General features: G+C 68.4%; 28 protein-coding genes. 19 read left to right on the forward strand and 9 right to left on the reverse strand.

The features are described from left to right. Positions 1 to 48: 48 nt before the first annotated feature. Complete coding sequence (locus DTPSY_RS00880) at positions 49 to 1794, reverse strand: methyl-accepting chemotaxis protein (protein WP_012655282.1); 1746 nt, start codon at positions 1792 to 1794, stop codon at positions 49 to 51. A gap of 45 nt (positions 1795 to 1839) precedes the next feature. After that, positions 1840 to 3378 carry a YifB family Mg chelatase-like AAA ATPase gene (locus DTPSY_RS00885; RefSeq protein ID WP_012655283.1) on the reverse strand — a complete coding sequence of 513 codons (1539 nt, stop codon included), beginning with the start codon at positions 3376 to 3378 and terminating at the stop codon, positions 1840 to 1842. Between the two features lie 218 nt (positions 3379 to 3596). On the opposite strand from DTPSY_RS00885, the gene DTPSY_RS00890 reads away from it, so the two are divergent. The 11 genes from DTPSY_RS00890 to DTPSY_RS00940 all read left to right on the forward strand — a co-directional run bounded on the left by DTPSY_RS00890 (position 3597) and on the right by DTPSY_RS00940 (position 13311). Further along, positions 3597 to 4328, forward strand: coding sequence for a TorF family putative porin (locus DTPSY_RS00890; RefSeq protein WP_012655284.1), 732 nt, complete (start codon positions 3597 to 3599; stop codon positions 4326 to 4328). Between the two features lie 20 nt (positions 4329 to 4348). Beyond that, the gene (gene glnK, locus DTPSY_RS00895; protein ID WP_011803632.1) at positions 4349 to 4687 is read left to right on the forward strand and encodes a P-II family nitrogen regulator; all 339 of its coding nucleotides are present in this window, start codon (positions 4349 to 4351) and stop codon (positions 4685 to 4687) included. Positions 4688 to 4733: 46 nt separating this feature from the next. Continuing rightward, positions 4734 to 6155, forward strand: coding sequence for an ammonium transporter (locus tag DTPSY_RS00900; RefSeq protein WP_012655285.1), 1422 nt, complete (start codon positions 4734 to 4736; stop codon positions 6153 to 6155). Between the two features lie 139 nt (positions 6156 to 6294). Beyond that, a complete protein-coding gene (locus DTPSY_RS00905) occupies positions 6295 to 7245 on the forward strand; it encodes an SMP-30/gluconolactonase/LRE family protein (RefSeq protein ID WP_012655286.1) in 951 nt (316 codons plus the stop codon). A gap of 103 nt (positions 7246 to 7348) precedes the next feature. Continuing rightward, positions 7349 to 8458: a glycolate oxidase subunit GlcE gene (gene glcE / locus DTPSY_RS00910; protein WP_012655287.1), complete on the forward strand. Its 1110-nt coding sequence runs from the start codon at positions 7349 to 7351 to the stop codon at positions 8456 to 8458. A gap of 2 nt (positions 8459 to 8460) precedes the next feature. After that, a complete protein-coding gene (locus tag DTPSY_RS00915; RefSeq protein WP_012655288.1) occupies positions 8461 to 9258 on the forward strand; it encodes a YoaK family protein in 798 nt (265 codons plus the stop codon). A gap of 25 nt (positions 9259 to 9283) precedes the next feature. Then, the gene (gene glcF / locus DTPSY_RS00920; RefSeq protein WP_012655289.1) at positions 9284 to 10522 is read left to right on the forward strand and encodes a glycolate oxidase subunit GlcF; all 1239 of its coding nucleotides are present in this window, start codon (positions 9284 to 9286) and stop codon (positions 10520 to 10522) included. 61 nt (positions 10523 to 10583) lie between these two features. Further along, positions 10584 to 11453 (forward strand): ProQ/FINO family protein, encoded by an 870-nt coding sequence (locus tag DTPSY_RS00925; protein WP_012655290.1) that lies wholly within the window; start codon positions 10584 to 10586, stop codon positions 11451 to 11453. 99 nt (positions 11454 to 11552) lie between these two features. Next, complete coding sequence (locus DTPSY_RS00930; RefSeq protein ID WP_012655291.1) at positions 11553 to 11942, forward strand: VOC family protein; 390 nt, start codon at positions 11553 to 11555, stop codon at positions 11940 to 11942. Positions 11943 to 12034: 92 nt separating this feature from the next. Continuing rightward, positions 12035 to 12505 carry a GyrI-like domain-containing protein gene (locus DTPSY_RS00935; protein ID WP_012655292.1) on the forward strand — a complete coding sequence of 157 codons (471 nt, stop codon included), beginning with the start codon at positions 12035 to 12037 and terminating at the stop codon, positions 12503 to 12505. 77 nt (positions 12506 to 12582) lie between these two features. Next, on the forward strand, positions 12583 to 13311 hold the full coding sequence (locus DTPSY_RS00940) for a helix-turn-helix transcriptional regulator (protein WP_012655293.1): 729 nt from the start codon (positions 12583 to 12585) through the stop codon (positions 13309 to 13311). A gap of 266 nt (positions 13312 to 13577) precedes the next feature. On the opposite strand, the gene DTPSY_RS00945 is transcribed toward DTPSY_RS00940, so the two are convergent. The 3 genes from DTPSY_RS00945 to lplT form a co-directional block, all read right to left on the reverse strand. Beyond that, positions 13578 to 14063 carry a glutathione peroxidase gene (locus tag DTPSY_RS00945; protein WP_012655294.1) on the reverse strand — a complete coding sequence of 162 codons (486 nt, stop codon included), beginning with the start codon at positions 14061 to 14063 and terminating at the stop codon, positions 13578 to 13580. Then, entirely contained in the window at positions 14060 to 15001 is a 942-nt protein-coding gene (locus DTPSY_RS00950; protein WP_012655295.1) for a DMT family transporter, read from the reverse strand. The genes DTPSY_RS00945 and DTPSY_RS00950 overlap by 4 nt, the downstream gene beginning before the upstream one ends. 151 nt (positions 15002 to 15152) lie before the next feature. Beyond that, the gene (gene lplT, locus DTPSY_RS00955; protein WP_011803644.1) at positions 15153 to 16430 is read right to left on the reverse strand and encodes a lysophospholipid transporter LplT; all 1278 of its coding nucleotides are present in this window, start codon (positions 16428 to 16430) and stop codon (positions 15153 to 15155) included. A 140-nt stretch (positions 16431 to 16570) separates the two neighbouring features. Between lplT and alr the strand changes: the two genes are divergently transcribed. From alr to DTPSY_RS00970, 3 genes are all read left to right on the forward strand, one after another. Continuing rightward, positions 16571 to 17668 (forward strand): alanine racemase, encoded by a 1098-nt coding sequence (gene alr / locus DTPSY_RS00960; RefSeq protein WP_012655296.1) that lies wholly within the window; start codon positions 16571 to 16573, stop codon positions 17666 to 17668. Between the two features lie 8 nt (positions 17669 to 17676). Beyond that, the gene (locus DTPSY_RS00965) at positions 17677 to 18510 is read left to right on the forward strand and encodes a hypothetical protein (RefSeq protein WP_012655297.1); all 834 of its coding nucleotides are present in this window, start codon (positions 17677 to 17679) and stop codon (positions 18508 to 18510) included. Positions 18511 to 18746: 236 nt separating this feature from the next. Then, positions 18747 to 19766 carry a cytochrome-c peroxidase gene (locus DTPSY_RS00970; protein WP_012655298.1) on the forward strand — a complete coding sequence of 340 codons (1020 nt, stop codon included), beginning with the start codon at positions 18747 to 18749 and terminating at the stop codon, positions 19764 to 19766. A 93-nt stretch (positions 19767 to 19859) separates the two neighbouring features. On the opposite strand, the gene DTPSY_RS00975 is transcribed toward DTPSY_RS00970, so the two are convergent. Both DTPSY_RS00975 and DTPSY_RS00980 read right to left on the reverse strand, forming a co-directional pair. Further along, entirely contained in the window at positions 19860 to 20474 is a 615-nt protein-coding gene (locus DTPSY_RS00975; RefSeq protein WP_012655299.1) for a glutathione S-transferase family protein, read from the reverse strand. A gap of 148 nt (positions 20475 to 20622) precedes the next feature. Next, the gene (locus DTPSY_RS00980; protein ID WP_012655300.1) at positions 20623 to 20805 is read right to left on the reverse strand and encodes a hypothetical protein; all 183 of its coding nucleotides are present in this window, start codon (positions 20803 to 20805) and stop codon (positions 20623 to 20625) included. Between the two features lie 109 nt (positions 20806 to 20914). Here DTPSY_RS00980 and radA point away from each other — a divergent pair, with 109 nt between their 5' ends. The 4 genes from radA (at position 20915) to DTPSY_RS01000 (ending at position 24005) form a co-directional block, all read left to right on the forward strand. After that, positions 20915 to 22297, forward strand: a complete 1383-nt coding sequence (gene radA, locus DTPSY_RS00985; RefSeq protein WP_011803649.1) for a DNA repair protein RadA — start codon at positions 20915 to 20917, stop codon at positions 22295 to 22297. 69 nt (positions 22298 to 22366) lie between these two features. Next, the gene (locus tag DTPSY_RS00990) at positions 22367 to 22807 is read left to right on the forward strand and encodes a hypothetical protein (protein ID WP_012655301.1); all 441 of its coding nucleotides are present in this window, start codon (positions 22367 to 22369) and stop codon (positions 22805 to 22807) included. Positions 22808 to 22853: 46 nt separating this feature from the next. Continuing rightward, positions 22854 to 23792, forward strand: coding sequence for a branched-chain amino acid transaminase (locus DTPSY_RS00995; RefSeq protein WP_012655302.1), 939 nt, complete (start codon positions 22854 to 22856; stop codon positions 23790 to 23792). Between the two features lie 6 nt (positions 23793 to 23798). Continuing rightward, the gene (locus DTPSY_RS01000) at positions 23799 to 24005 is read left to right on the forward strand and encodes a zinc-finger domain-containing protein (protein WP_012655303.1); all 207 of its coding nucleotides are present in this window, start codon (positions 23799 to 23801) and stop codon (positions 24003 to 24005) included. Positions 24006 to 24050: 45 nt separating this feature from the next. Here the strand turns inward: DTPSY_RS01000 and DTPSY_RS01005 are convergent, their stop codons facing one another. Beyond that, on the reverse strand, positions 24051 to 24986 hold the full coding sequence (locus tag DTPSY_RS01005) for a glycosyltransferase family 32 protein (RefSeq protein ID WP_012655304.1): 936 nt from the start codon (positions 24984 to 24986) through the stop codon (positions 24051 to 24053). Between the two features lie 69 nt (positions 24987 to 25055). On the opposite strand from DTPSY_RS01005, the gene DTPSY_RS01010 reads away from it, so the two are divergent. Further along, entirely contained in the window at positions 25056 to 26189 is a 1134-nt protein-coding gene (locus DTPSY_RS01010) for a glycosyltransferase (protein ID WP_012655305.1), read from the forward strand. 18 nt (positions 26190 to 26207) lie between these two features. Here DTPSY_RS01010 and DTPSY_RS01015 read toward each other — a convergent pair whose 3' ends face one another. Next, a complete protein-coding gene (locus DTPSY_RS01015) occupies positions 26208 to 26966 on the reverse strand; it encodes a glycosyltransferase family 25 protein (protein WP_012655306.1) in 759 nt (252 codons plus the stop codon). Positions 26967 to 26983: the final 17 nt, after the last annotated feature.

The following is a 26983-nucleotide window of genomic DNA, read 5'->3' on the forward strand; positions in this document are numbered from 1 at the left end:
AAATAACGTAGCAAAACGGGGCGGGTGGGGCATCCCCGCCCGGGGCGCTCAGAAGGCTTCCCAATCGTCGTCGCTGTGGCGCGCGGTGGCCGGGGCCGCCTTGGCCGCTGCCGGCGGGCGGGCGGGCGCCGCCAGCGTGCGCGCTGCTGCGGGGGGCTTGGTCGTTGTGGTCGTTGTGGCCGGTGCGGGCCGGCGGAGGGGGGCGGGCGCTGCCGCTGCCGTTGCCGTTGCCGTTGCCGTCTGGGCGGCCTGCAGGCCTTCCACGCGGAACACGCTCACTGCCTGGGCCAACTGGCCAGCCTGGGCCTTGAGCGAGCCCGTGGCGGCGGTGGCTTCCTCCACCAGTGCGGCGTTCTGCTGCGTGACCTGGTCCATCTGCGTGATGGCCTGGTGCACCTGCTCGATGCCCGCGCTCTGCTCCTGGCTGGCGGCGGTGATCTCGGCCACCAGGTCGCTCACGCGCTGCACGCTCTGCACGATGGCGTCCATGGTGCGGCCGGCTTCCTCGACCTGGTGGGAGCCTTCCTCCACCTTGGCGACCGAGTCGCCGATCAGGCCCTTGATGTCCTTGGCGGCAGCCGCGCTGCGCTGTGCCAGTGCGCGCACCTCGCCGGCCACCACGGCAAAGCCGCGACCCTGCTCGCCGGCGCGCGCGGCCTCCACCGCGGCGTTCAGCGCCAGGATGTTGGTCTGGAAGGCGATCGAGTCGATCACGCCGATGATGTCGCTGATCTTGCGGCTGCTGGCGTTGATGGCGCCCATGGTCTGCACCACGCCGGCCACCACCTGGCCGCCCTGCGTGGCCGTCTGCGCGGCGGAGGAGGCCAACTGGTTGGCCTGGCGCGCGTTGTCGGCGTTCTGGCGCACGGTGCTGGTCAGCTGCTCCATCGAGGCGGCGGTTTCCTGCAGCGAGCTGGCCTGCTCCTCGGTGCGCGAGGACAGGTCCTGGTTGCCTGCGTCGAGCTGGCTGGACGCCGTGGCGATGCCGTCGGTGCCCGAGCGCACGCGCGCCACCACCTGCGACAGGCTGGCGTTCATCTCCTGCAGCGCCTGCAGCAGCTGGCCGGTCTCGTCGCGCGAATCGACCTGCACGCGGCTGGTGAGGTCGTTGGCCGCCACGGCGCGCGCCACCTGCACGGCCTGCGCCAGCGGCCGCGTGATGCCGCGTGTGAGCCACCATGCGCACAGGGCGCCTGCGCCCAGGCCGAGCACGCCCAGCACGATCAGCCACAGCCGGCTTTGCCCATAGGTGACATTGATCCCCTGCGCCGTGGCGTCGATGCGGGAGCGTTGCATGTCCAGCAGGCGCTGGATCAGCGCCACGTACTGGTCAGTGGCGGGCAGGTACACCTGGGTGAGCAGGCGTTCGGCCTCCTCCAGCTGGCCCTCGGCCTTGGCCTTCACGGCCTGGTCGCGCGAGGACAGGTAGGTCACGCGCGCCTTCTGGATGTCGGCCCATAGGGCCTTTTCCTCCTCGCTGGTGAGCAGCGTCTCGATACGCTTTTGCAGCTCGGCCGATTCGCGCGTGGAGGTGGCGGTGTCCGCCGCGAAGAACTGGCCGAGCGAGGGGTCCGTGCTCTTGACGATGGCCGAGGTACGGCGTGCCGCGCTGTACACGTAGCGGTACCAGTCGCTGATCATGCGCTCCACCGCCAGGGGTTGCTGCGTCATCTCGTTGGTGGCTTGTGCCACGGTCTGCAGGCGCCATACGCCAAAGGCCGTCATCAGGGCCATCAGCAGCAGGACAAGGGCGAAGCCGCCTCCCAGGCGGGTGCCGATGCTGAGGTTTTTCATAGGATCTTCAGGAGGATTCAAACAAGGAAGGGCAGCGGTGGCGCGTCACGCCGGTGCGCGCAGGGCGCGCCGGTATTGCACGGCTTCGGCCACATGGGCGGCGCCCACGGTCTCGCAGCCCGATAGATCGGCAATAGTACGTGCAACCTTGAGGGCCCGGTGCGTGCTGCGCGCCGACCACGCCAGGCGCGCCGCCGCGGCCTGCAGGAACCGCGCGGCCGGCGCGTCCAGCGCCGCCATCTGTTCCAGCTCCTGACCCTGCAATGCCTGGTTGGCCTTGCCCTGGCGCTGGAGCGCTCGTTCGTGCGCGCGGGCCACGCGTTCGCGCACGGCGCCGCTGGGTTCGCCGGGCGGGGCGCCCAGCAGTTCCTCGGGCGGCAGCGCGGGCACCTCCACATGCAGGTCGATGCGGTCCAGCAGCGGGCCGCTGAGCTTGCCCTGGTAGCGCGCGATCTGGTCGGGTGTGCAGCGGCAGGCGCGCTGGTGCGAGCCCGCAAAACCACAGGGGCAGGGGTTCATGGCCGCCACGAGCTGAAAGCGCGCCGGGAACTCGGCGCGCTGCGCCGCCCGGGCAATGGTGATGCGCCCGCTCTCCAGCGGCTCGCGCAGCGCCTCCAGGGCGCTGCGGGCGAATTCGGGGAATTCATCGAGGAAGAGCACGCCTTCGTGCGCGAGCGAGATCTCGCCCGGGCGCGGCGGCGAGCCCCCACCCACCAGCGCGATCGCGCTGCAGCTGTGGTGCGGGCTGGCTGTGGTGCGCTGCATCCACTGCGCGGGGCTGAAGCGCCCGGCCAGGCTGGCAATGGCCGCGCTCTCCAGCGCTTGCTCCACCCCCATCGGGGGCAGCAGCCCGGCAAAACGCTGGGCCAGCATGGACTTGCCCGAGCCCGGGGGCCCCACGAGCAGCAGCCCGTGCCCGCCTGCGGCAGCGATCTCCAGTGCGCGCTTGGCCGCGGCCTGCCCCTTCACGTCGGCCAGGTCCGGGCCATCGGTGGCCGGGGCCGGCGGCGCGGGTTGCAGCCGCTGCCAACCGCCGTCGTCCGCGCCATCATCGTTCGGCGGGGGCACGGGCACGAACTGGCGTACCACGTCCAACAGGTGGTGCGCGCGGTAGATCTCGGTGCCCGGCACCAGCGCAGCTTCTTCGGCGCTGCCGGGGGGAAGCACCGTGCGTACGGGCTGCGCTAGCGCGCGCAGCGCCAAGCTGGTCGCCAGGGCGCCGCGCACCGGGCGCAGCAGGCCCGACAGCGATAGCTCGCCGGCGAACTCCCAGCCGTCCAACCGGGCCGCGTCGATCTGCCCGCTCGCGGCCAGGATGCCCAGCGCGATCGGCAGGTCGAAGCGGCCGGAGTCTTTGGGCAGATCGGCCGGCGCCAGGTTCACGGTGATCTTCTTGTTGGCCGGGAATTCCAGCCCGGCGTTCTGCAGCGCGGAGCGCACGCGCTCGCGCGCCTCCTTGACCTCGACATCGGCCAGGCCCACCAGCGCGAAGCTGGGCAACCCGTTGGCCAGGTGTACTTCCACAGTAACGGCGGGCGCGTGCAGGCCCAGCAGGGCGCGGCTTTGCACCAAAGCAAGACTCATCGCAACGGATCTCCCCAGGCATGTGCGTGCAACCATGGCGACGGATGCGCAAGGGGGCCGCCCTGCACCAGGCTGGTGCGAAATGCGCCGGGCTGCAACCCCTGTGACTGCACGTATGCCTCAGGATGGTACCCGGCAGGCCGTCGCGGGGCGGATTTCGGGGTGGCACGGTCCATGCATTGAGGGGGTGTCAACCGTCGCCCAACACTGGAGGAACCATGCACCGCTTTTCCCTCAAGACCCTGGCCCTCGCTTTTGCGGCCGTCGCCGTACCGGGCCTTGCCAGCGCCCAGCTCACTGCCAATGTGTCGCTGACCAGCAACTACAAGTTCCGCGGCCAGGACCAGGACGTGAACCGCATCAAGGCCGTGAACCCGGCCATCCAGGGTGGGTTCGACTACAGCTTTGGCGACAGCGGCTTCTATGTGGGCAACTGGAACTCCAGCGTGGACTGGCTGTCCGGCAACTCCATCGAGGCCGACTTCTACGGCGGCTACAAATTCAAGGCCGGCGAGGTGGACCTGGATGTGGGCGCGCTCACGTATGTGTACCCAGGCAACACCAGCGGCAACACCACCGAGCTGTACGGCGCGGCCACGTACGGCCCGTTCACGGCCAAGTACTCGCACACCGTGTCCAAGGATTACTTCGGCTGGGCGGGCGCCAAGACCTCCAGCAACCGCGGGCGCAACACGGGCTACCTGAACCTGGCGTTTGCGCAGGAGGTTGCGCCCAGCGTCACGCTGAAGGCGTCCGTGGGCTACACGCGCTTTGCCAGCGACATCAAGGACCTGGGCGTGCCCAACTACGTGGACTACAGCGTGGGCGGCGCCTACGACTTCGGCGCCGGCCTGTCATTGTCCGCGGCGATTGCCGGAGCCAACAAGAAGGGCTTCTTCGGCGATGCCAACAAGGCCCGCCTGATCGTCTCCCTCACCAAGACCCTTTAACTCTCGACAAGGAACCGATCATGAAAATGGTCACCGCCATCATCAAACCCTTCAAGCTCGACGAGGTGCGCGAGTCCCTGTCGGACATCGGCGTGCAGGGCATCACCGTGACCGAGGTGAAGGGCTTCGGCCGCCAGAAGGGCCATACCGAGCTGTACCGCGGCGCCGAGTACGTCGTGGACTTCCTGCCCAAGGTGAAGATCGAGGCTGCCGTGGCCGACGAGCTGGTGGAACGCGTCATCGAGGCCATCGAAGGCGCGGCCCGCACCGGCAAGATCGGCGACGGCAAGATCTTCGTGGCGCACCTGGAGCAGGTGGTGCGCATCCGCACCGGCGAGACCGGCCAGGAAGCCCTGTGAGCGCGCGCCGCACAGGCATTCGTCCCTCCCGACCCAGAGATCTGCCATGAAAAAACTATTTGCTTCCCTACTGATCGGTGCAAGCCTGCTGGCCGGTGGCGCCGGCGCGCTGGCCCAGACACCCGACGCGGCCGCGGCGGCTTCGGAGCCCGTGGCCGTCGCCCCCGCGCCCGCTGCCGAGCCCGTCGCAGCACCTGCTGCGGCACCCGCACCCGCCCCCGCGGCAGCGGCGCCCGCCGCGCCCAAGGTGGACTCGGGCGACACCGCCTGGATGCTGACCTCCACGCTGCTCGTGATCCTGATGATCATCCCGGGCCTGGCCCTGTTCTACGGGGGGCTGGGCCGCACCAAGAACATGCTGTCCGTGCTGATGCAGGTGTTCGTGATCTTTGCCCTGGTGTCGCTGCTGTGGTCCATCTATGGCTACAGCCTCGCGTTCTCCGGCGAGGGCCAATTCGTGGGCAACCTGTCCAAGCTTTTCCTGAAGGGCGTGAGCCAGGAAACCTTTGGTGCGCTGGCGACCATTCCCGAATACGTGTTCATCGCCTTCCAGGGCACGTTCGCGGCCATCACCGTGGCGCTGATCGTGGGCTCCTTTGCGGAACGCATGCGTTTTGCGGCCGTGCTCATCTTCGCGCTGCTGTGGTTCACCTTCAGCTACGTGCCCATGGCCCACATCGTGTGGGGTGGCGGCCTGCTGGCGGCCGACGGCGCGCTCGATTTTGCGGGCGGCACCGTGGTGCACATCAATGCCGGTATCGCGGGCCTGGTGGGTGCCTACATGGTGGGCAAGCGCATCGGCTTCGGCAAAGAGGCCTTCACCCCGCACAGCCTGACGCTGACCATGGTGGGCGCCTCGCTGCTGTGGGTGGGCTGGTTCGGCTTCAACGCCGGCTCTGCAGGTGCCGCCAACGCCCTTGCGGGCCTGGCCTTCGTGAACACGGTGCTGGCCACCTCGGCCGCCACGCTGTCGTGGATCGCCGGCGAAGCGCTGCACAAGGGCAAGGCCTCCATGCTGGGCGCGGCGTCGGGCGCGGTGGCCGGCCTGGTGGCGGTCACGCCCGCCGCGGGCTTCGTGGGCCCCATGGGCTCCATCGCGATCGGCCTGATCGCCGGCCTGGTCTGCCTGTGGGGTGTGGGCGGCCTGAAGAAGATGCTGAACGTGGACGACGCCTTCGACGTGTTCGGCGTGCATGGCGTGGGCGGCATCGTGGGCGCCATCCTCACCGGCGTGTTCGCGGCCCAGGGCCTGGGCGGCACCGGCGGCCTGACGCCCGACACCTTCAGCATGGGCGCGCAGGTGTGGGTGCAGGTCAAGAGCGTGCTGTTCACCATCGTGTGGTCGGGCGTGGTGTCCTTCATCGCCTACAAGGTCGCCGACCTGCTGGTGGGCCTGCGCGTGAGCGAGGAAGCCGAGCGCGAGGGCCTGGACATCACCTCCCACGGCGAGACGGCCTACCACCGCTGAGCGGCGTTGAACGGCGGGCGCCGCGTGGTGGCGCGGCGCCCCCGATGACAAGCGAGCAACTCCCTGTCCCTTTTTTGGGCCCGCCCTTGGCGGGCCTTTTCTTTGGGCGGCGCGCAGGCCCGGGGCCAATAATGCCTGCATGAACACTGCCTGGACGCCCCTGGCCGCCGCGCCCGCGCAACTCGGCGAATCTCCCTTCTGGCACCCCCTGGAGTCCCGTCTGTACTGGGTGGACATCGCCGGCCGCGCGCTGTGGCGCAGCGGCGCGCACGGAAGCGATGCGCAATGCTGGCCCCTGCCGGCCGAGCCCGGCTGCATCGCGCCGGCGCGCCAAGGGGGCACACCCGCAGGTCTCGTGGTGGCGCTGCGCGACCGCATCTGCCACGCGCCGCGCTGGGGCGGGCCGCTCCTCACGATGGCGCACTTGCCCATCGACCCGGCGACCGAGCGTGCCAACGACGGCAAGTGCGACGCGCTCGGGCGCCTGTGGGTGGGCACGGTGCATGAGCCCGCCCAGGGCCCGCGCCAGCCCGTCGCTGCGCTGTACTGCATCGACCTGCGTGGCCGGGACCAGGGCGGCCCCGATGCTCCCACGGTGCGCCGCATGCTGGACGGCGTGGCCACCGCCAACGGCCTGGCCTGGTCGCCGGACGGGCGCACGCTGTATTGGAGCGACACGCCCTCGCACACCATCCGCGCGTGGGACTGCAACGCCCAGTTGGAGCCCATCGGGGCGCCGCGTGTGTTGCACCGCTTTGCGACGCGCGATGAGGCAGTCCCCTATGGCGGCCGCCCGGACGGTGCCGCCGTGGATGCCGAAGGCGCCTACTGGTGCGCGCTGTACGAGGGCGCGCGCGTGCTGCGCTTGTCGCCGCGCGGCGAGGTGCTGGCCGAGCTGCCCACGCCGCTGTCCTGCCCCACCATGCCCTGCGTCGGTGGGCCGGACGGGCACACGCTGTTCGTCACCTCTGCACGCAAGGGCCGCAGTGCCGATGAGCTGGCGCGCTGGCCCCAGTCGGGGCAGGTGCTGTCCACCCGCGTGGCCGTGGCGGGGTTGCCCGTGGCCTGGTGCGAGATCGGCCAGCGCTGACCCCTGCGGCGCGCATGGCTGCCAGCGCCATTCACGCCGCGCGTTCAAAAAAATCAAACCTGCGCCACGGCCGCCCGAAAGGGCAGGGCAGTACCATCGCCGGATGGACGCAGCCCTTCGCCAGATCATCGACCGCGTGCGCGACAGCGCAGACCGCCGCAGCGCCGTGCGCATCTGCGGCGGAGGCACCAAAGACTTCCATGGCCCGGGCGCGCCGCAGCATGCCGGTGAGCCGCTGGACATGCGGCCCCTGGCCGGCATCGTGAGCTACGAGCCCAGCGAACTGGTGGTGACCGCGCTCGCCGGCACGCCGCTGGCAGAGCTGGAGGCGCTGCTCGCGCGCCATGGCCAGAGCCTGCCGTTCGAGCCGCCACGCTTTGCCGAAGGCGGCACCGTGGGGGGCATGGTGGCGGCCGGCCTGTCGGGGCCGGCGCGCGCCAGCGTGGGCGCGGTGCGCGACTACGTGCTGGGCGTGGAGATCATCAACGGGCGCGGCGAGCTGCTGCGCTTTGGCGGGCAGGTGATGAAGAACGTGGCGGGCTATGACGTCTCGCGCCTCATGGCCGGGGCCTGGGGGCAGCTCGGCGTGATCACCGAGGTCAGCCTGAAGGTGCTGCCGGTGCCGCCGGCGGAGGCCACGCTGCGCTTTGACTGCGACCAGGCCGAGGCGCTGCGCCGCCTCAACGCCTGGGGCGGCCAGCCGCTGCCGCTCAACGCCAGCTGCTGGGTCGAGGATGCGGGCCGCGGCCAGCTCTACGTGCGCCTGCGTGGCGCGCAGGCGGCGGTGCAGGCCGCCTGCCGCAGCATGGGAGGTGAGTTGCAAGACGCTCCCACCGTGCCGGACGACTGGCAGGCTTGCCGCGACCAGCGCCTGCCCTGGTTCGCCGCGCGCGCGGCGGACCATGCGCTGTGGCGCCTGTCGGTTCCCCAGACCGCGCCCGTGCTGGCATTACCCGCGGGCGTGGCGCCGCCGCTGGTGGAGTGGCACGGCGGTCTGCGCTGGGTGCAGGCGCTGCCGCAGCACGGCGATGCGCTGCACGCACTGGCCGCCGAGGTGGGGGGCAGTGCTTCTCTATTCATAGCTGCTAGCGCAGATGGGATAAGCGCTAGAGCCATTTTTGATGCAAATTCTGCGGCGCTCGCTGCGATCCACCAGCGGCTCAAGCAGGCGTTCGACCCGGCCGGCATCTTCAACCCCGGGCGCCTCGTCTAGCCATGCGCCTGCTGCGCCACCTGACCGGGCGGCACCGCACCACGGTCACCAACCGCACGCTGGGCCTGCTGCTGGCGTTCAACGCGGGGGCGATCAACGCGGGGGGCTTTCTGGTCGTGCACATGTACACCTCGCACATGACGGGCTTCCTTTCGCTGGTGGCCGACAACTTGGTGCTGGGCAACATGACGCTGGTGCTCAGCGCCATTGGCACGCTGTGGGCGTTCATGTCGGGCGCGGGCTCCACGGCGATCCTCGTCAATTGGGCGCGCCACCAGCACCTGCGCAGCGGCTTTGCGCTGCCGCTCTTGCTGGAGGCGGTGCTGATGCTGCTGTTCGGCCTGATGGGGGCCATCACGCTGGGCTGGCGCACGCCGTTTGCCGTGCCGCTCACGGTGCTGCTGCTGGCCTACATCATGGGGCTGCAGAACGCGGTGGTGACCAAGATGTCTTCGGCCCAGATCCGCACCACGCACATGACGGGCATCGTCACCGACCTCGGCATCGAGATGGGCAAGGCCCTGTACTGGAACCGCAGCGGGACGCCGCGCGAGTCGCAGGTGCATGCCAACCAGACGCGCCTGCGCATGTTCGCCAGCCTGCTGGGCATGTTCACCGCCGGCGGCGTGGTCGGCGCGGCGGGCTTCAAGTACGTGGGCTTCATCTGGGTGGTGCCGCTGGCGTCCATCCTGCTGGCGCTGTCGCTGCCCCCCCTCGCCGCCGATCGCCAGCGCCTGGCCCAGCTGTGGCGCGCGCGCCGCGCCCCCGCACCCGCCGAAGACGCCCCCGCGCGCCGCTAACCCTCCACGATCTCCACGACACACCATGCAGACCCAGCTCGCACCCCAGTACCAGGGCACGCCCGAAGGGCAGGAGGCCGAGGCCATCCTGCGCAAATGCGTGCATTGCGGCTTTTGCACTGCCACCTGCCCCACCTACCAGTTGCTGGGCGATGAGCTGGACGGGCCGCGCGGGCGCATCTACCTCATCAAGCAGGTGCTGGAAGGGGCCGAGCCCACGCGCAAGACGCAGTTGCACCTGGACCGGTGCCTGACCTGCCGCAACTGCGAGAGCACCTGCCCGAGCGGCGTGCAGTACGGGCATCTGGTGGACATCGGCCGGCGCATCGTCGAGGAAAAGGTGCCGCGCCCGCGCGGCGAGGCGGCGGCCCGCTGGATGCTCAAGGAAGGCTTGCCATCGCCGCTCTTTGCCCCGGCAATGAAGGTGGGCCAGGCGGTGCGCGGCCTGCTGCCCGAGCGCCTGCGCGCCAAGGTGCCGCCGCGCCAGGATGCCGGCGCCTGGCCCACGCGCAGCCATGCGCGCAAGGTGCTGATGCTGGAGGGCTGCGTGCAGCCGTCCATGGCGCCCAACATCAACAATGCCACGGCGCGCGTGCTGGATGCTGCAGGCATACAGACCGTGGTGGCGCGCGAGGCGGGCTGCTGCGGCGCGGTCAAGTTCCACCTGAACGATCAGGAAGGGGGCCTCGCCCAGATGCGCGCCAACATCGACGCCTGGTGGCCCTATGTGGAACGCGGCGAGGTGGAGGCCATCGTCATGAATGCCTCGGGCTGCGGCGTCACCGTGAAGGAATACGGCCACCTGCTGCGCAACGACGCGCAGTACGCCGAGAAGGCGGCGCGGGTGAGCGCCCTTACGCGCGATCTGTCGGAACTGCTGCCCGATCTGGTGGAGCGCCTTCGCGGGCGCATCCAGCCTCCCGCGGCGCCGCTGGCCTACCACCCGCCCTGCACCCTGCAGCACGGGCAGAAGCTGCGCGGCGGCGTGGAGCGGCACCTGGCGGCGCTGGGCTTCGAGCTGCGCGTGGCGCGCACCGAGTCGCACCTGTGCTGCGGCTCGGCCGGCACCTACTCGGTGCTCAACCCGGAACTGTCGTACCAGCTGCGCGACCGCAAGCTGGGCGCGCTGGGCGAGGCCTTCACCGAGCAGCCGCCTGCGGCCATCCTCTCGGCCAACATGGGCTGCATCACCCACCTGCAAAGCGGCACGGGCATTCCCGTGAAGCACTGGGTGGAGGTGCTGGACGCTGCATTGCTGGCATGATGGCGGGTTTTGACCGCCGCGCGGGGCGGGCTTTCGGGGCCCGGCCGCGCGCTTTCGAGCCATGAACGACACCGTGAACGCACCCGCTCCGATCCACGAAGAAGGCGTGCCACCCATCGCCGCTGCGGTCCCCGCGGCCGAAGGCCATGCGACACCGGAGAGCCCCGCGTCGGCCAGCCCGGCACCTGCCGCTGACAGCGGCGCCGCACGCGCGCCCAGGGCCAATCGCCGCGGCGGCCGTGGCCGCGCGGGGGGGCGGCGTGAGTCGGGAGCGCAGGCCACAGGCGATGCGCCCCAGGCCGGCGCCAAGGGCGGCCCCGCGGCGGGTGCACCCCGCCGTACGCACCCGCTGCTGGAGCAGTTGGCGGGCTGGTATCCGCACTTGTTCGGTGCGCAGTTCCTGCCGCTCAAGCGCGGCATCTTCCAGGACCTGCTGGCCGCGCATGGCGAAGCCATCGACAAGGACGCACTCAAGCTCGCCCTCTCCATCCACACGCGGTCCACGCGCTATCTGAATGCGGTGGCCCAGGGCATGAAGCGCCACGACCTGCAGGGCCAGCCCGTGGAGGACATGGCGCCCGAGCATGTGCACCACGCGCTGCTGGAGGTGTTCCGCCGGCGCAAGCCGCAGGACGGCGAGGATCTGACGGCCAAGCTGCGCCGGCGCATTGCCCAGGCGTTCGAGGCCAGCGGCCTCACGCGCGAGGCCTATGACGCGCTGGTGCGCGGCCGCGACGAGAAGGCCAACGCCCTGCTCGATGAAGCCTTTGCCGAGGTGGCCGAGCGCGATGCCAAGGCCGAGGCGCTGCTGCGTGCCTTCGAGGCCAGCGGCCAGACCCCCGAGGCCTTTGCCGACATGTATGGCCTGCCCGCTCGGCAGGCTGCGCAGATGCTCGAGCGGGCACGGCAGCGCCGCGCACCGGGCGCCTGAGCGCGGCGCGAGGGGTGGTGACAGGCTGCTGACACGACGCTGTCAGCAGCTTCCCCGCAGCATGGAGTCCTTCGCAACATGCTTTCAAGGAGCCCCTCCATGACCACCCCCTCATCCAGCCAGGCCATCAACTGGTTCGAGATTCCGTGCGCCGATCTCGGCCGTGCGCAGTCCTTTTACGAGCGCATGCTGGACCGCCCCATGCGCCGCGAAGACTTCGGCAGCGAACCCATGGCCCTGTTCTCCAAGGACGATCCCGCGACGGGCGGCTGCCTGGTGGCGGGCCCGCAGCGCCGCGCGGCGCCTGACGCGGGCGTGCGCATCTACCTGGACTGCGAGCCCAGCGTGGAGGCGGCTTTGGCCCGTGTAGTGCCTGCCGGTGGCCAGGTCGTGGATGCCTGCACGCAGCTGCCCCAGGGCATGGGCTACATCGCCCACGTGCGCGATACCGAGGGCAACACCATCTGCCTGCACGCCATGGCGCGCTGAGGCGCCGGCTCGCACAGTCTGCTGACACCCCGTTGTCAGCAGGGTGGCGGCAGCATCGGCGCGTTCTTGGATTCCGTTCAGGAGAGATTTCCATGACCCCAATCACCGTCCAGGTGCCGGCGTTCAGCGTGGCGGGCGTTGCCGTGCGCACCTGCAACCGAGACGAGGCCCAGCCCGAACGGGCGCGCATAGGCGCACTGTGGGACCAGTTCTTCACCGAAAGCTGGGCGCGCCAGTTGCCCGGCCCCGGGGCCGACGGGCGCCTCTACGGCGTCTACAGTGCCTATGAGTCCGATCAGCATGGCGCCTTCGACGTGACGGCCGGCGTGTCGGCCGCCGTGCAGGCCGATCCGCCGGTGGGCGCGGCCCGCATCGAGGTGCAGCCGGGCAGCTATCTGGTGTTCCACTGCGAGGGACCCATGCCGCAGATGGTGCTCGACGCCTGGGCCGCCGCGTGGCGCTACTTCGAGGAACATCCCGAGGTGCGGCGCCGCTTCGACACCGACTTCGAATGCTACGAGGGGCCGGAGTGCGTCGCCCTGCACATCGGCGTGCTGCTCTGAGTGCAGGCCCAGGCGCTGTCCTGCCTGGCACCCGGCACCGTACTATGCGGACCATTCCTTCCGTGGCCTGAGATTCCATGCGCCGTGCCGACCGCCTGTTCCAGATCGTCCAGCTCATCCGGGGCCGGCGCCTGTCCACGGCCGCCTTTCTCGCCGGGCGGCTGGAAGTGTCGCTGCGCACCATTTACCGCGACGTGGCCGACCTGCAGCACCAGGGCATACCCATTGAAGGCGAGGCCGGCGTGGGCTACCGCCTGGGCGCGGGCTTCGAGCTGCCGCCGCTGATGTTCAGCCAGGGCGAGGCCAACGCCCTCGTGGCCGCCGCGCGGCTTGCGCAGACCTGGGTCGATGGCGGCATGGCGCGCGAGATCGAGGGTGCGCTTGGCAAGATCCTCTCGGTGCTGCCGCCCGCCGCGCGCGCGGCGGCCGAGGCGCAAGCGCTCTACGCGCCGGGCTCTGGGCTGGATACGCGCGCCCAGGCCGCGCTGCAGGCGCTGCGCGAGGCCGTGCAGTCCTGCCATGTGGTGCGGCTTGACTACGCCGACGTGCAGGGCCGGCCCAGCCTGCGGCGCGTGCGGCCGCTGGGCTGCTTCTATTGGGGCAAGGTGTGGACGCTGTCGGCCTGGTGCGAGCTGCGCGATGACTTCCGGGGCTTTCGCATCGACCGCATCGCGGCCTTCGAGGTGCTGGACGAGCGCTTTCGCCAGGAGCCCGGCAAGACCCTGGCCGACCTGCTGCGCCAGGTCGAGGCCCGGATGCGTGACTGCCCGGCCGAGGGGCTGGACGGCGCCGCGTTCTCCTCCTGACCTTTTTGCTCCTCCGCTGCGTGGATGGAATGTTGGCCATGGCGCTGTCTTGCTGTCGACTGCAGTCCAGCGCCGGGCCTGCACGCGCTGCAAACCTGCCCCACGGCGTACCCACGCAGCATGGCACGGTGAGAACCGCGGGCCGTGGCCCGCTTGCTGCCTTGGCTGGTCTTGGCAGGCCCGGAGGCCGGTATCGGGGCTGTACTTGCCGCGGCCTTTGTGGAGCGTGTATGTCGCGCCGGACCGCTTGTGAAAACCGCTTGGCCTCAGGCCGCCAGCGCTGCCTCGATGTCGACCGTGAGCTTCTCGGGAGCCTCCTGCGGCGCGTAGCGGCGGATCACCTGGCCGTCCCGGCCGACCAGGAACTTGGTGAAGTTCCACTTGATCGCCTTGGTGCCCAGCACGCCGGGCGCTTCGCCGGTGAGCCAGCGGTACAGCGGGTGCGCGTCGCTGCCGTTGACGTCGATCTTGGACATCATGGGAAACTGCACGCCATAGTTGCGCTGGCAAAAGCCCGCGATGGCGTCGTTGCTGCCCGGGTCCTGGTGGCCGAACTGGTTGCACGGAAAGCCGAGCACTACCAGCCCGCGCGGCCCGTAGCGTTCATGCAGCGCCTGCAGCCCGGTGAACTGCGGCGTGAAGCCGCAGGCGCTGGCGGTGTTGACGATGAGCAGCACCTGACCGCGGAAGTCGCTCAGTGGCTGGGGTGCGCCGTCGATGCGTGTCGCGTCGAAGTCATACGCAGTGGTCATGGGGCCTCCGGTCGTGTGTCCGTCACCTTATCACTGGGGGCATGGGGTGTGCCTGCTGCATGCACCCGCGGCCGCCAGACCGACCAGCCGGCCGCCAGCAGGATCAACGCGCCGCCGGCGAGGGTCCCGCCCGTCAACTGTGCCGCGCCCAGCAGCGTCGAGGAGCCGCTGGCGAACACCACCTCCGACAGCATGATGATCGCCGTCGTTCCCGCCGCCAGGCGCGCGGCGCCAAACTGCAGCGCCCAGTTGCCGATCAGCAGCACGACCGCCAGAAGCGCCGCCACCCAGGCCCAGGTGGCGCTCAGCGGTGGAAAGGGCGGCACCAGGCCCATGGATCGGCCCAACTGGGCCGCCAGCAGCGCCATGAGCATGCAGCCGCCGAACATGGCGACCATGCGCGCCTGGCCCGGGACGGCGTGCAGGCGGCGCAGGGTGACGTTGGTCACGGCAAACGTGAAGCCGCCGAGGATCGCGAGCAGATCGGCCAGCGTCAGGGCGGCGAGCAGGCGCGGCAGGCCGCCCTCGGCGGGCCACAGCACCAGCAGCACGCCGCTGAAGGCCAGCAGCAGCCGCGCCAGCGCCTGCGGCGTGGGCCGCTCGCCCAGGAAGCGCCAGGCCAGCAGCACGCTCCAGGCTGGCATCAGATAGAACAGCAGGATCACGCGGACCACGTCGCCAATGGTGATGGCCCAGTTGAAGGCCACGTTGTTCAGGCCCGAGCACAGCGCCAGCAACCACAGGGACCGGTGCTGCCGCAGCTGCGCGGAGATGCCCGGCCGCAGCGCCAGCAGCACAAGGAGGATGGCCCCATACATGAGCGCCGTGGCCCACAGCGGGTGCAGTCCGGCGCCGTGCATCTGCCGGAACGGCCACCAGGACAGTCCCCAGATGAAGGCGTTGAACAGCAAGGCCAGGGCGGGAAGCGGAGATTGCATGCAAAAAGTGGCCGTAGCGCTTAACTGTTAAGCGCAAGTAGCTATCAAAAACAGAGTTGTGAAGGCGCGAAGACGCCCAGCCTTCGCGGCGCATTGTGCCGGCGCGACGGCGGGCGCGCGGGGCTGCGCGGGGGTAGCCCCACGCACCGGTTCAGTGGTGGTCGTGCCGGGCGATGGAGAGCAGGTGCTCCACTTCCTCGGGATGGCTGCGCACGTTGTGCGCGTGCCAGCGGCCGATCAGCCACATCACGCCCGCCACCAGCATGCCGAAGGCCGTGATGGCACCGAAGGCCGACAGCCCGAACTTGGTGGACAGGCTGTAGAACGCCCCCATGCCCAGGATGGCGGCCTGCTCGTTGAAGTTCTGCACGGCAATGGAGCGGCCCGCGCCCATCAGGTTATGGCCGCGGTGCTGCAGCAGCGCGTTCATGGGCACGACCAGGAAGCCCCCCAGCCCGCCCAGCAGGATCAGGAACGGAATGGCCAGCCAGATGTTGCTGATGACATTCATCAGGATCACCAGCAGGCCCATGGCGATGCCCATCGGGATCACGCGCGTGGCCATGTCCAGGCGCATGTGCAGGGACGCCGCCACCGCGCCCGCGGCCGTGCCGATGGCTACCACGCCCACGAGGGCCGAGGCCTGCGTGGTGCTGTAGCCCAGGGCCGCGGCGCTCCAGGCCAGCACGATGTAGCGCAGGTTGCCCGACACCCCCCAGAACAGCGTGGTGGTGGACAGCGAGATCTGCCCGAGCTTGTCGCGCCACAGGCGCCCGTTGCAGGTCCAGAAGTCGGGCAACAGTGCCAGCGGGTTGGGCGGCAGGGGGCGCATCTCCACGCCGGTGTGCGGGATGCGCAGGTTGAACCACGCTGCCAGCATGTACACCGGCACCAGCGCCAGGATGGCGGCCTCGGCCGCGAGGTCGATGCCCAGATCGATGCCCGGCATGTCCAACGCCAGCAGATGGCTGGCGATGTGGGGTGCGACCAATTGGCCGCCCACGAGCACGCCCAGGATGATGGAGGCGATGGTCAGCCCCTCGATCCAGCCGTTGGCTTTCACGAGTTGGGATGCGGGCAGTAGCTCGGTGAGGATGCCGTACTTGGCCGGCGAATACGCCGCCGCGCCCAGGCCCACCACGGCGTAGGCCAGCAGCGGGTGGTGGCCGAACAGCATCATCAGGCAGCCCACCACCTTGATGGCATTGCTGATGAACATCACCCGCCCCTTGGGCATGGAGTCGGCGAATGCGCCCACCCACGGCGCCAGCACCACGTAGAACAGCGCGAACATGGGCACCAGCGCCGCGCGCTGCCACTCCGGCGCGCCGCTCGTACGCAGCAGTTCCACCGCGGTCACGAACAATGCGTTGTCGGCCAGCGAGCTGAAAAACTGCGCCGACATGATGGTGTAGAAACCGCGCTTCATCGGGTGGCTGGTGGCTCCATCAGCGGGAATGATGGCCTGTGAAAATTCGAAACACTCCGAGGAGCGACGGGCGGTTATATCACGCGACCCTGCGCGCCCAGTGCCAGAATGGCCCCCGTCCAGTCCGTAGAAACACCCCCATGCCGCGCCCCATTCTTGCGACCATCCACCCCGCAGCCGTGCACCACAACCTGGAACGCGCGCGCCGTGCCGCGCCCGATGCGCGCGTGTGGGCGGTGGTCAAGGCCAACGCCTACGGCCACGGCATCGAGCGCGTGTTCGAAGGCCTGCGCGCCGCCGACGGTTTCGCTTTGCTGGACCTGGCCGAGGCCGAGCGCGTGCGCGCTCTCGGCTGGCGCGGCCCGATCCTGCTGCTGGAGGGCGTGTTCGAGCCGCGCGACCTGGAGCTATGCTCGCGCCTGGGTCTGTGGCATGCCGTGCACTGCGATGCGCAGATCGACTGGCTGGCCGCGCACAAGACGCAGGTGCCGCACCGCGTGTTCCTCAAGATGAACTCCGGCATGAACCGCCTGGGCTTCACGCCCGAGCGCTACCGCAGCGCCTGGGCGCGCCTGAACGCGCTGCCCCAGGTGGACGAGATCTCGTGCATGACCCACTTCAGCGACGCCGACGGCCCGCGCGGCATCGCGCACCAGGTGCAGGCGTTCCAGACCGCCACGCGGGACCTGCCGGGCGAGCGTTGCATCGCCAACAGCGCCGCGCTGCTGCGCCACGGCGGTGATGCGCAGGTGCGGCTGGACTGGGTGCGCGCGGGCATCGTGCTGTACGGCAGCGCGCCCGACCATCCCGAGCGCCGCGCGGCCGACTGGGACCTGCAGCCCACCATGACGCTGGCTTCGCGCATCATCGGCGTGCAGCAGCTGCAGGCGGGCGACACCGTGGGCTACGGCTCGCGCTTCACGGCGCAGGGGCCGCTGGGCATCGGTGTCGTGGCCTGCGGCTATGCCGACGGTTATCCACGCCACTGCGATACCGGCACGCCCGTGCTGGTAAACGGGGTGCGCACGCGCACCATCGGGCGCGTGAGCATGGACATGCTGGCCGTGGACCTCACGCCCGTGCCCGGCGCGGGGCTGGGGGCCGAGGTCACGCTCTGGGGCCGCGCCGCCAACGGCGCCGTGCTGCCCATCGACGAGGTAGCGCAAGCGGGCGGCACCATCGGCTACGAGCTGATGTGCGCGCTGGCACCGCGCGTGCCCGTGGTGGTGCAGGACTGATTCCCTCCATGGTCCGGGTGCGCGGCCGCACGGGCGCCTCGTGGCGCGGCATGCGCCTGCCGCAGCGGCTGCAGGAGGGCCTGCGCCAGCGCCATGCCCTGCGGCTGCACGGCTGGTGCATCGGCAGTCTGATCCTGGGTGTGATGTGGGCGGTGTCCCATGCGCAGATGGCGCTGGGCATGCCGTCGCTGGCGCTGCGCTACCTGGTCACGCTGGGCGTGGGATATGGGGTCTATCTGTTGGTGCTGCGCCTGTGGGCCGCATGGTTGCTGCGTCGGCGCAGCGATGCGGGCGATGCGCCCGACGGGCTGGACCTGCTACCCGATGCCGGCTGGCCCGCCGGCCCGGGGCCGCAGGGCCCCGCGCCACCCTTGCACGGCGGTGGCGGCGACTTTGGCGGGGCGGGAGCGACTGGGCAGTGGGACGCGCCGGCCGCAGATGGCGCTGGCGGCACCGGATGGGGCGGTGATCTGGGCGACGCGGCCTCGGGCGCGCTGGAGGCCGCGGGAAGCGCCGACGAAGCCGCCGTGGTGGTCGTGCCGGTGGTGGCGATATTCGTGGTGGGCGTGGCGCTGCTGGGGGGTGCGGGTGCGCTGGCGTGGCTGTACTTTGGCAGCGAGGTGCTGCTGGCCGTGGCCGTCGAACTGGCGTTCTCCGTGGCCTCGGCACGGGCGCTGATGGGCGCGGAGCGCGCGGGCTGGTTGGGCGCGGCCTGGCGTATGACGGGCAAGCCCTTGCTTGGCGCCCTGCTGTGCGCGGTGGCCCTGGGCGCGGCGCTGGACCATTGGCTGCCGCAGGCGCGCTCGCTGCCACACGCGGTGCAACTGCTGCGGGGCCGTTGACCTTGCCTCTGGCGGGGCCCTGCGGCCCACGCGGCTTGCCTTGGTGATGGCGCTGGGTTGCTGAAAGACCATTTTGCTGAAAATGTTTTTGGCTTTGTTTTGCATCAAGCCATTGCCCAGGGTCTTCCCGAAGAATGACTCTCACAGCGAACACCTGCTGTGCGGCCCGCAGGGCGCCCCGGGTGCTCGGGCGTGCAGCGCTTTGAACGTTCGCTGAACAAGAAGTGGAGTCCCCTATGCAAAGCCAGTCCCCCTCCTCCCGTCCCGCCGCGCGGTTCTTCCTGGGCATCGTCTCGGCTGCGGCCCTGCTGTCCATGGGCAGCGCCGGCGCACAGGAGCCCGTGCAGCCCATCGTGCCCCACAAGGTGACCAACCCCGCCCAGGTCACGCTGGGCAAGAAGCTGTGGTTCGATCCGCGCCTGTCGCGCTCGGGCTTCATCTCGTGCAACTCGTGCCACAACCTGAGCATGGGCGGCTCGGACAACCTCAAGACCTCCATCGGCGACAAGTGGCAGAAAGGCCCGATCAACTCGCCCACGGTGTTGAACTCCAGTCTCAACCTGGCCCAGTTCTGGGACGGCCGCGCGAAGGACCTGAAAGAGCAGGCGGGCGGTCCCATCGCCAACCCGGGCGAGATGGCCTTCTCGCATGACCTCGCGGTAGACATGCTGCGCTCCATTCCCCAGTACGTGGCGGAGTTCAAGCGGGTCTTCGGGCATGACAAGCTCACCATCGATGAGGTGACGGCCGCCATTGCCGCGTTCGAGGAAACGCTGGTGACTCCCAACGCGCGCTTCGACCAATGGCTCAAAGGCGACAAGAAGGCCATCACGGCGCAGGAACTGCGCGGCTACCAGCTCTTCAAGACCAGCGGCTGCGTGGCCTGCCACAACGGCCCCAACCTGGGCGGCAACTCCTTCCAGAAGATGGGCCTGGTCGAGGCATACAAGACGGACAACCCGGCCGAGGGCCGCTCCGCCGTCACGGGCAACGACGCCGAGCGCTTCAACTTCAAGGTGCCCACGCTGCGCAACGTGGAACTGACCTACCCTTACTTCCACGACGGCGCTGCCGACACGCTGGCCGAAGCCGTGGACACCATGGGCCGCATCCAGTTGGGCAAGAAGTTCACCGCGCAGGAGAACGCCGACATCGTGGCCTTCCTCAAGACGCTCACGGGCGATCAGCCGCGGATCTCCCTGCCGATCCTGCCGCCCTCCAGCGATGCGACCAAGCGCCCTCAGCCCTTCGACTGATGCGCCGTCACGGATGAAAGCCGGCCCGCTTGCGGGCCTTTACAGGCCGGGGCCTCGCAAGGGGCGCCGGCCTTTTTTGGGGGGGCCTGGGCGTCAGGCCAGGGCGCGCTGCACCGCGGGGCGCTGCGCCATGCGCTGGGAGTGCGCGTGCACCTTGGGAAACTGCGCGATGTCCACGCCGTCGCTCTTGAGCCAGCTCGCAACGGTGAAGAGGTAGCCGTCGGCCACCGAGTACTGCTCGCCCAGCACCCACGGGCCGTCGCCCAGGTAGTGGCGCTCGATCAGCGTGAAGCACTCGGTCATGTTGGCGGGCACCTTGCGCTGCATGGCGGCCTGGGCCTCGGGCTCGTCGGCCCAGCGGCTGGCGCGCGGGCGGTGGGCGTGGGCGATGTGCACGGTGGAGGCCAGGTAGCTGTGGAATTCCTGCATGCGCGCGAAGCCGAAGGGGTCTGCGGGCGCCAGGCGCGCATCCGCGAAGCGCTGCGCCACGTAGGCCAGCAGGGCGGGGGTCTCGGTGAGCGTTCCGTGCTCGGTCACCAGTGCGGGCACGCGGCCCTTGGGATTGACCGCGAGGTACTCGGGCGAGCGCTGCTGTTGGCTGGCGAAGTCCACGCGGACCAGGGTATAGGGTGCTTGCGCTTCCTCCAGCGCAATACGCACGGCCTGTGCGCAGGTACCGGGGGTGAAGTAGAGGGTGAGAGAGGTCATGGACGGCGGGCGTGATGGAGGATGGATGATCGTATCTATAAAAAGAGGAGCGGCTTGCGCTCAATCCCAGGCCATTTCGATGCAATAAGTACCTGAGTGTGGCTTGTGGCAAGCGCTGACAGCTCCTTTATTTGATGCGCCAGGAAACTCAGGAGCCCACGCTGGCCGGCTGCGCGCCGGGCAGGGGCGCGGCGGGCGCCGAGGGCTTGGGCACGGCGGGTACCGAGGGCAGGTGCGGCGGATCGGCGGGCTTCTTGTCGCAAGCGGCCAGCGCCAGTGCGCAGGCGGTCAGCAGCGGCGCGGCCAGGGGGCGAAGTGTCGGCAGGGGCATGGCGGGTCCTTCCGGAGTCGGTGTTCGCCCGGCGGGGCGGCACTGCCCGTTAGGATAGGACAGATCCCCCGCGCCGGCCCACCGCCGGCCTACGTTGCGTCCTGCCACCATGGCCAAAGAAAAAACCATCTTCTCCTGCACCGAATGCGGTGGCACCAGTCCGCGCTGGCTGGGCAAATGCCCTTCCTGCGGTGCGTGGAACACCCTGATCGAATCCGTGCCCGACGCTGGACCGGGCAAGAACCGCCTGAGCGGGGCCGGCCAGTACGCGGGCCTGGCCCAGGCGCAGGCGGTGATGCCGCTGGCCGCCATCGAGGCGACCGAGGTGGCGCGCACTGCGAGCGGCATCGAGGAACTGGACCGCGTGCTGGGCGGTGGCGTGGTCGAGGGCGGAGTGGTGCTCATCGGCGGCGACCCGGGCATCGGCAAGTCCACGCTGCTCTTGCAGGCGATGGACGCGCTGCAGCGCGCGGGCCTGCCCACGCTGTACGTGACGGGCGAGGAGAGCGGCGCCCAGGTGGCGTTGCGTTCGCGCCGGCTGGGGCTGGATGCGAGCCAGGTGAACGTGTTGGCCGAGATCCAACTCGAAAAAATCCTCGCCACCGTGGAGGCCACGCAGCCCGCGGTGTGCGTGATCGACTCCATCCAGACCGTCTATTCCGACCAGCTCACCAGCGCACCGGGCTCGGTGGCCCAGGTGCGCGAGTGCGCAGCCCACCTCACGCGCATGGCCAAGGCCACGGGCATCGCCGTCATCCTGGTGGGCCACGTGACCAAGGAAGGTGCGCTGGCCGGCCCGCGCGTGCTGGAGCACATGGTGGACACGGTGCTGTACTTCGAGGGCGACACGCACAGCAGCTTCCGTCTGGTGCGCGCCATCAAGAACCGCTTTGGCGCCGTGAACGAGATCGGCGTGTTCGCCATGACCGAGAAGGGCCTCAAGGGCGTGGCGAACCCTAGTGCCATTTTCTTGAGCCAGCACAGCGAGCCGGTGCCCGGCAGCTGCGTGCTGGTCACGCTGGAGGGCACGCGGCCGATGCTGGTGGAGATCCAGGCGCTGGTGGACGGCGGGGGGCCCAGCCCGCGGCGCCTGTCGGTGGGGCTGGAGCGCGACCGCCTGGCCATGCTGCTGGCCGTGCTGCACCGCCACGCGGGCGTGGCCTGCGCCGACCAGGATGTGTTCGTCAATGCCGTCGGGGGTGTGCGCATCAGCGAACCCGCGGCCGACCTGGCCGTGATGCTGGCCATCACCAGCAGCCTGCGCGGCAAGGCGTTGCCCAAGGGCTTCATCGCGTTTGGCGAGGTGGGCCTGGCTGGCGAGGTGCGCCCTGCGCCGCGTGGCCAGGAGCGCCTGAAGGAAGCCGCCAAGCTGGGCTTCACGGTGGCCGTGGTGCCCAAAGCCAATGCGCCCAAGAAGCCGATCGCCGGGTTGGAGATCCACGCAGTGGAGCGCGTGGACGAGGCCATGACTGCCGTGCGCGGGCTGGACTGACGCGTCGTGTCGCAGGGGCTACGCAGCTTCCACAGCGGCGCTGGTGGTGCTGCGTAGGACAATGCGGCCATGAATCTGCGCAAGATATTGATCCCAGCGGGCATCGTCGTCCTGGTCATCGCCGCCTACCGCGCATATGGCCCGCAGGGCATCCTCACCGTGAGCGGAGGGCTGGTCATGTGGGGGCTGCTGCATTACACGCGGCTCATGAACGTGATGCAGAAGGCGCGTAACCACCCGATCGGCTACGTGGGCAGCGCGGTAATGCTCAATGCCAAGCTGAAAGCCGGTGTGAACCTGCTGCACGTGGTCGCCATGACGCGCGCCCTGGGCCAGCAGCTGTCGGCGGACGGCCAGCAGCCCGAGCTCTACCGCTGGACCGACGGTACGCAGTCGCACGTGACCTGCGAGTTCGTCAACGGTCGCCTGGTGCGCTGGGAGTTGGTGCGACCCGCCTCGCAGGAGGACGCCGGCCCGCCTGCCGCCGCCAACCCGGCGGACGAATCGTAGAATTGCCTGCTTTGCGACCCACGCAGTTCTCTCGAAAAGGATCTCCATGAGCCCCGTTGTTCCCTCCATGGCCGACCGTGACGGCAAGATCTGGATGGATGGCCAGATGGTGGATTGGCGCGACGCCAAGATCCACGTGCTGACCCATTCGCTGCACTACGGCTGCGGCGCCTTCGAAGGCGTGCGCGCCTACAAGACGGAGCAGGGCACGGCCATCTTCCGCCTGGAAGAGCACACCAACCGCCTGTTCAACAGCGCCAAGATCCTGCGCATGACGATCCCCTTCACCAAGGACGAGGTGAATGAGGCACAGAAGGCCGTGGTGCGCGAAAACCAGCTCGAATCCTGCTACCTGCGTCCGCTGACGTGGATCGGCTCGGAAAAACTGGGCGTCTCGCCCAAGGGCAACAAGATTCACCTGATCGTCGCCGCCTGGGCCTGGGGCGCGTACCTGGGCGAGGAAGGCATGCAGCGCGGCATCCGCGTCAAGACATCAAGCTTCACGCGCCACCACGTCAACATCACGATGACGCAGGCCAAGGCCTCGAGCAACTACACCAACTCCATCCTGGCCAACACGGAGGCCACCGACGACGGCTACGACGAGGCATTGTTGCTGGACAACGCCGGCTTCGTCTCCGAGGGCTCGGGCGAGAACGTGTTCATCATCAAGGACGGCGTGGTCTACACGCCCGACCTGTCGGCCGGCGCACTGAACGGCATCACGCGCAACACCGTGCTGCATATCTGCAAGGACCTGGGGCTGGAGGTGGTGCAAAAGCGCATCACGCGCGACGAGGTGTACATCGCCGACGAGGCCTTCTTCAGCGGCACGGCCGCCGAGATCACCCCGATCCGCGAACTGGACCGCGTGCAGATCGGCAGCGGCAGCCGCGGCCCGCTGACCGAGAAGATCCAATCGGCCTTCTTCGACATCGTGAACGGCCGCAATCCCAAGTACGCCCACTGGCTCACCAAGGTCTGATCGCCCATGTCGCAAGCAATCGTCGAACTGCTGGCCCAGGACCTCAATCCCCAGGGCGGCGTGTACTGCCCTTCGCCCAAGGCGGACATGAAGCTCTGGAACGGCCATCCCAAGGTGTACCTGGATGTGGCGCACACAGGGGAGGCCAAGTGCCCGTACTGCGGGACCGTCTACCGGCTCAAGGCGGGTGAGGTGTTTGCGGGCGGCCACTGAAAGGAAGTCCAAGGCCTCTTCTAGAGGGGCCTGGCGGCGAATAACTCAAGGCCGCTGAAAAGCGCGGTGCCAGATGCTTCCAGGCACCGCACCACCATGCGAGCCAAACATTTCCGTGAAGTGCCTGCGCTCCCCTCCTCGCAGCTTCACGATGGGCGCTGAAATCTTCGGCGCATCGACACGGCAGAGCTGCGGGTATAGCAAATACCACTTCCAGCGCAGCGACTGGTGATAGTAGTAGGCGGTATCCTCGGCCTTGTACAGGGCTAGGCGGGTGAATTCCTGGCTGCGCAGAACCTTCTGCGCCGTGATGTGGATCAGCAGATAGTGCGGATCCTCGATGCCCTGCCGCAGGGCTGACAGATCCTGCTGACGCTTCAGATAGTCCTGCGTTCCCTCCACCACCAGCGCCTGGTGGAATTCCCGCTGCCACGCTGTGATGAAGGCCGAGTCGCGACGTGCGCCGAACGCCCAGCTCTCTATTACCGGAAAACGCGCCTCGCGCGTGAATTTTTCAAGGTAGAAGCCTACGAACTCGGCCGCCGCATCAAATGGCGATTCCAGCCAGTCCAGCGAGCGCGTCAGCAGTGTGCTCGCGTCCAACCAGAAGCCACCATGATGTGCCACAAGGTACAGGCGCAACCAGTCCGCCTGTTTGGTGGGATGCATCTGTGCAAACTGTGCCGGCAGATCGCCAGCGGCAACGTACGTGTCCAGATTGCCCGGGTGGGTTAATCGCACTTCATAATCCGGGCATTGCAAACGCCAGCTCTGGATACACTCGCACACGAATTCGTCGGGTTGGGCTTGGTTCCAATAGGTCCACAGAATCCTGGGAATGCTTTGGGACTCTTCTGGTGCGTCCTCCTGGCCGGAGAGCATGACGGGAGCCGGCGTTTCATAGCCGGCAGAGCCTTTGAGATTGGAGGGCTGTACAAGCTGCAGGACACCCTTAAAAAGGCTGGCTGGAATCCGCGTCATGGTGACTGTTTGAAAAGGTGCAGGGTTGAATACGCAATTTTGTGGCAGGCGGATTGTCCGTGAGAACCCATGGAAAACAATTTGACGGCAGCGCATAAACCCGTCGCACAATGCCCTACACGAGTATTACATTTCGTGACTGGCGGTTTCTCAGGCGCAACCCAAGTCGCCATCGATCTGTGCCTTGCGGCCCAGAAATGCCCGGACATGGAGGTCATGCTGGTGCTGCGCCGCAAACGCAGCACTTCCGAGGCCAAGGTTCAGGCTTTGCGCGACCAGGGTTTGCAGGTGCATGTGGTCTCCAATTGGCTGCATGTATTAACCATATGGGAACTGCGCAAGCTCATTCGAGCTTGGAAGCCCGATGTGGTCTTCGCCCATGGGTTCAGCGACCACATATGGGGCCGCCGGGCTGCGGTCGCCGAAGGCGTTCCCCAGATCTTTCATGTAGAGCACAACTCGCGCGAACGTTACACGCGCCGCCGCCTGAAGCAGGCGCTGGCATTGGCGCCCTTCACGCAGGCCAGCATAGGCGTTTCGGAGGGCGTGCGCACCAGTCTGATCCAGCGCGGCTTTCCCTCGGACCGTTGCGTAGCCATTTGCAACGGCATCGATCTCGCACGCTTCCCACAAGACATGTTGCCGGCCCGCTGGGAAGACCGCGAAGCCGCCATACTTATGGCCTCACGCTTTGCCCGGCAAAAAGACCACGTTACCCTGATTCAGGCGCTGGGATTGCTGCGTCAGCAAGGCCTGGCTCCTCGGCTGTATCTGGCCGGGGCGGGCAGCAAACTCCAGCGCCAGCAAGCCGAGCGGCTTGTTCGGCAGCTCGGCCTGCAGGATCAGGTTCACTTTCTGGGCAATGTCTCCAACTTGCCCCAGCGGCTAGCCCATACGCAGATTTTTGTACTGTCAACGCATTGGGAAGGCATGCCCCTGGCCTTGGTGGAGGGAATGGCGGCCGCTTGCGCCTGCATAGGCTCGGATGTGCTGGGCGTACGCGAGGTTATCGCCCATGAAATCAACGGCCTGCTAGTGCCGCAATCCGATGCCTCTGCCATGGCGGCTGCACTACAGCGGCTGCTACAAAACCCCGCGCTGGCGCGGCAGTTGGGCGAGGCGGCTCGGAGGCAGGCATTGATCGCCCATGGTCGGGAACATATGTGGGAGCACTATCGTGCGCTGCTGGTGAAGCCGGGTTAATAGATCGCAAGGGCAGGATTACAAGGTTTCGGACACATGAGGGGCGTCGCTCTCATGTCTGGCATTGCCCCAGATCAACTCCATCTTCATCTTGAGCTTGCGCAATCGCTGCATGATCAAGGCGCGCGGTTCCCGGTCCGGCCAAATGCTGCTGACCTTGCTGGTATCGTCCAGGGCGACGACCGAGGGGTGAACGCCAAAAACGCGCATACCGTTCTCGAACCAGAAACGCATGTCCACGTCTACGGGGCGTCCAAAAGGCTGGCGGCTTTCCAGCATCTTGCGCGCTCCCGAGCGGCTGATGACATAGCCTGCCGCAAAGCTGGGCACGCGGCGGTAGGTAATCAGTTCCAAAGATCCCACCAAAGGCCGCCTGCTGGCAATCTTTTCGCGTTCGCGCCCGAACAGCTTGACCATATCCCAGCAGTCAGCCGGAAGGGTGGAGATCGCCCGTAGCGCCTCGGGCATTGCGGGCAGCAGGCGGACATCGTCCTCAAACACCGCCATGGCGGCGGCGGCGCTGTCTAGCAGCTGGCGCCATGCGGTTATGTGGCTGCAGTAGCAGCCTTTTTCGCCGCTGCCCATAGGTTTGAAATATTGGTGGGAATTGAGCTCTGCGCTGAAGTGATGCGCCTGGGCTTCAGCCGAAAGCTCGCTCCACCGCACGGCGGGAAGACGGAAGGTCTCCAGCCCCAGCCGGGAAAATTGCGCCTGCATGCGTTGCTGGCGCTCGGTATCCTTGGCAAGGTTGATGTAAACAATGGGAATGTTGGACATTCGTAGATCCAGCGGAC

Source organism: [Acidovorax] ebreus TPSY, from assembly GCF_000022305.1.
Taxonomy (GTDB): domain Bacteria; phylum Pseudomonadota; class Gammaproteobacteria; order Burkholderiales; family Burkholderiaceae_C; genus Diaphorobacter; species Diaphorobacter nitroreducens.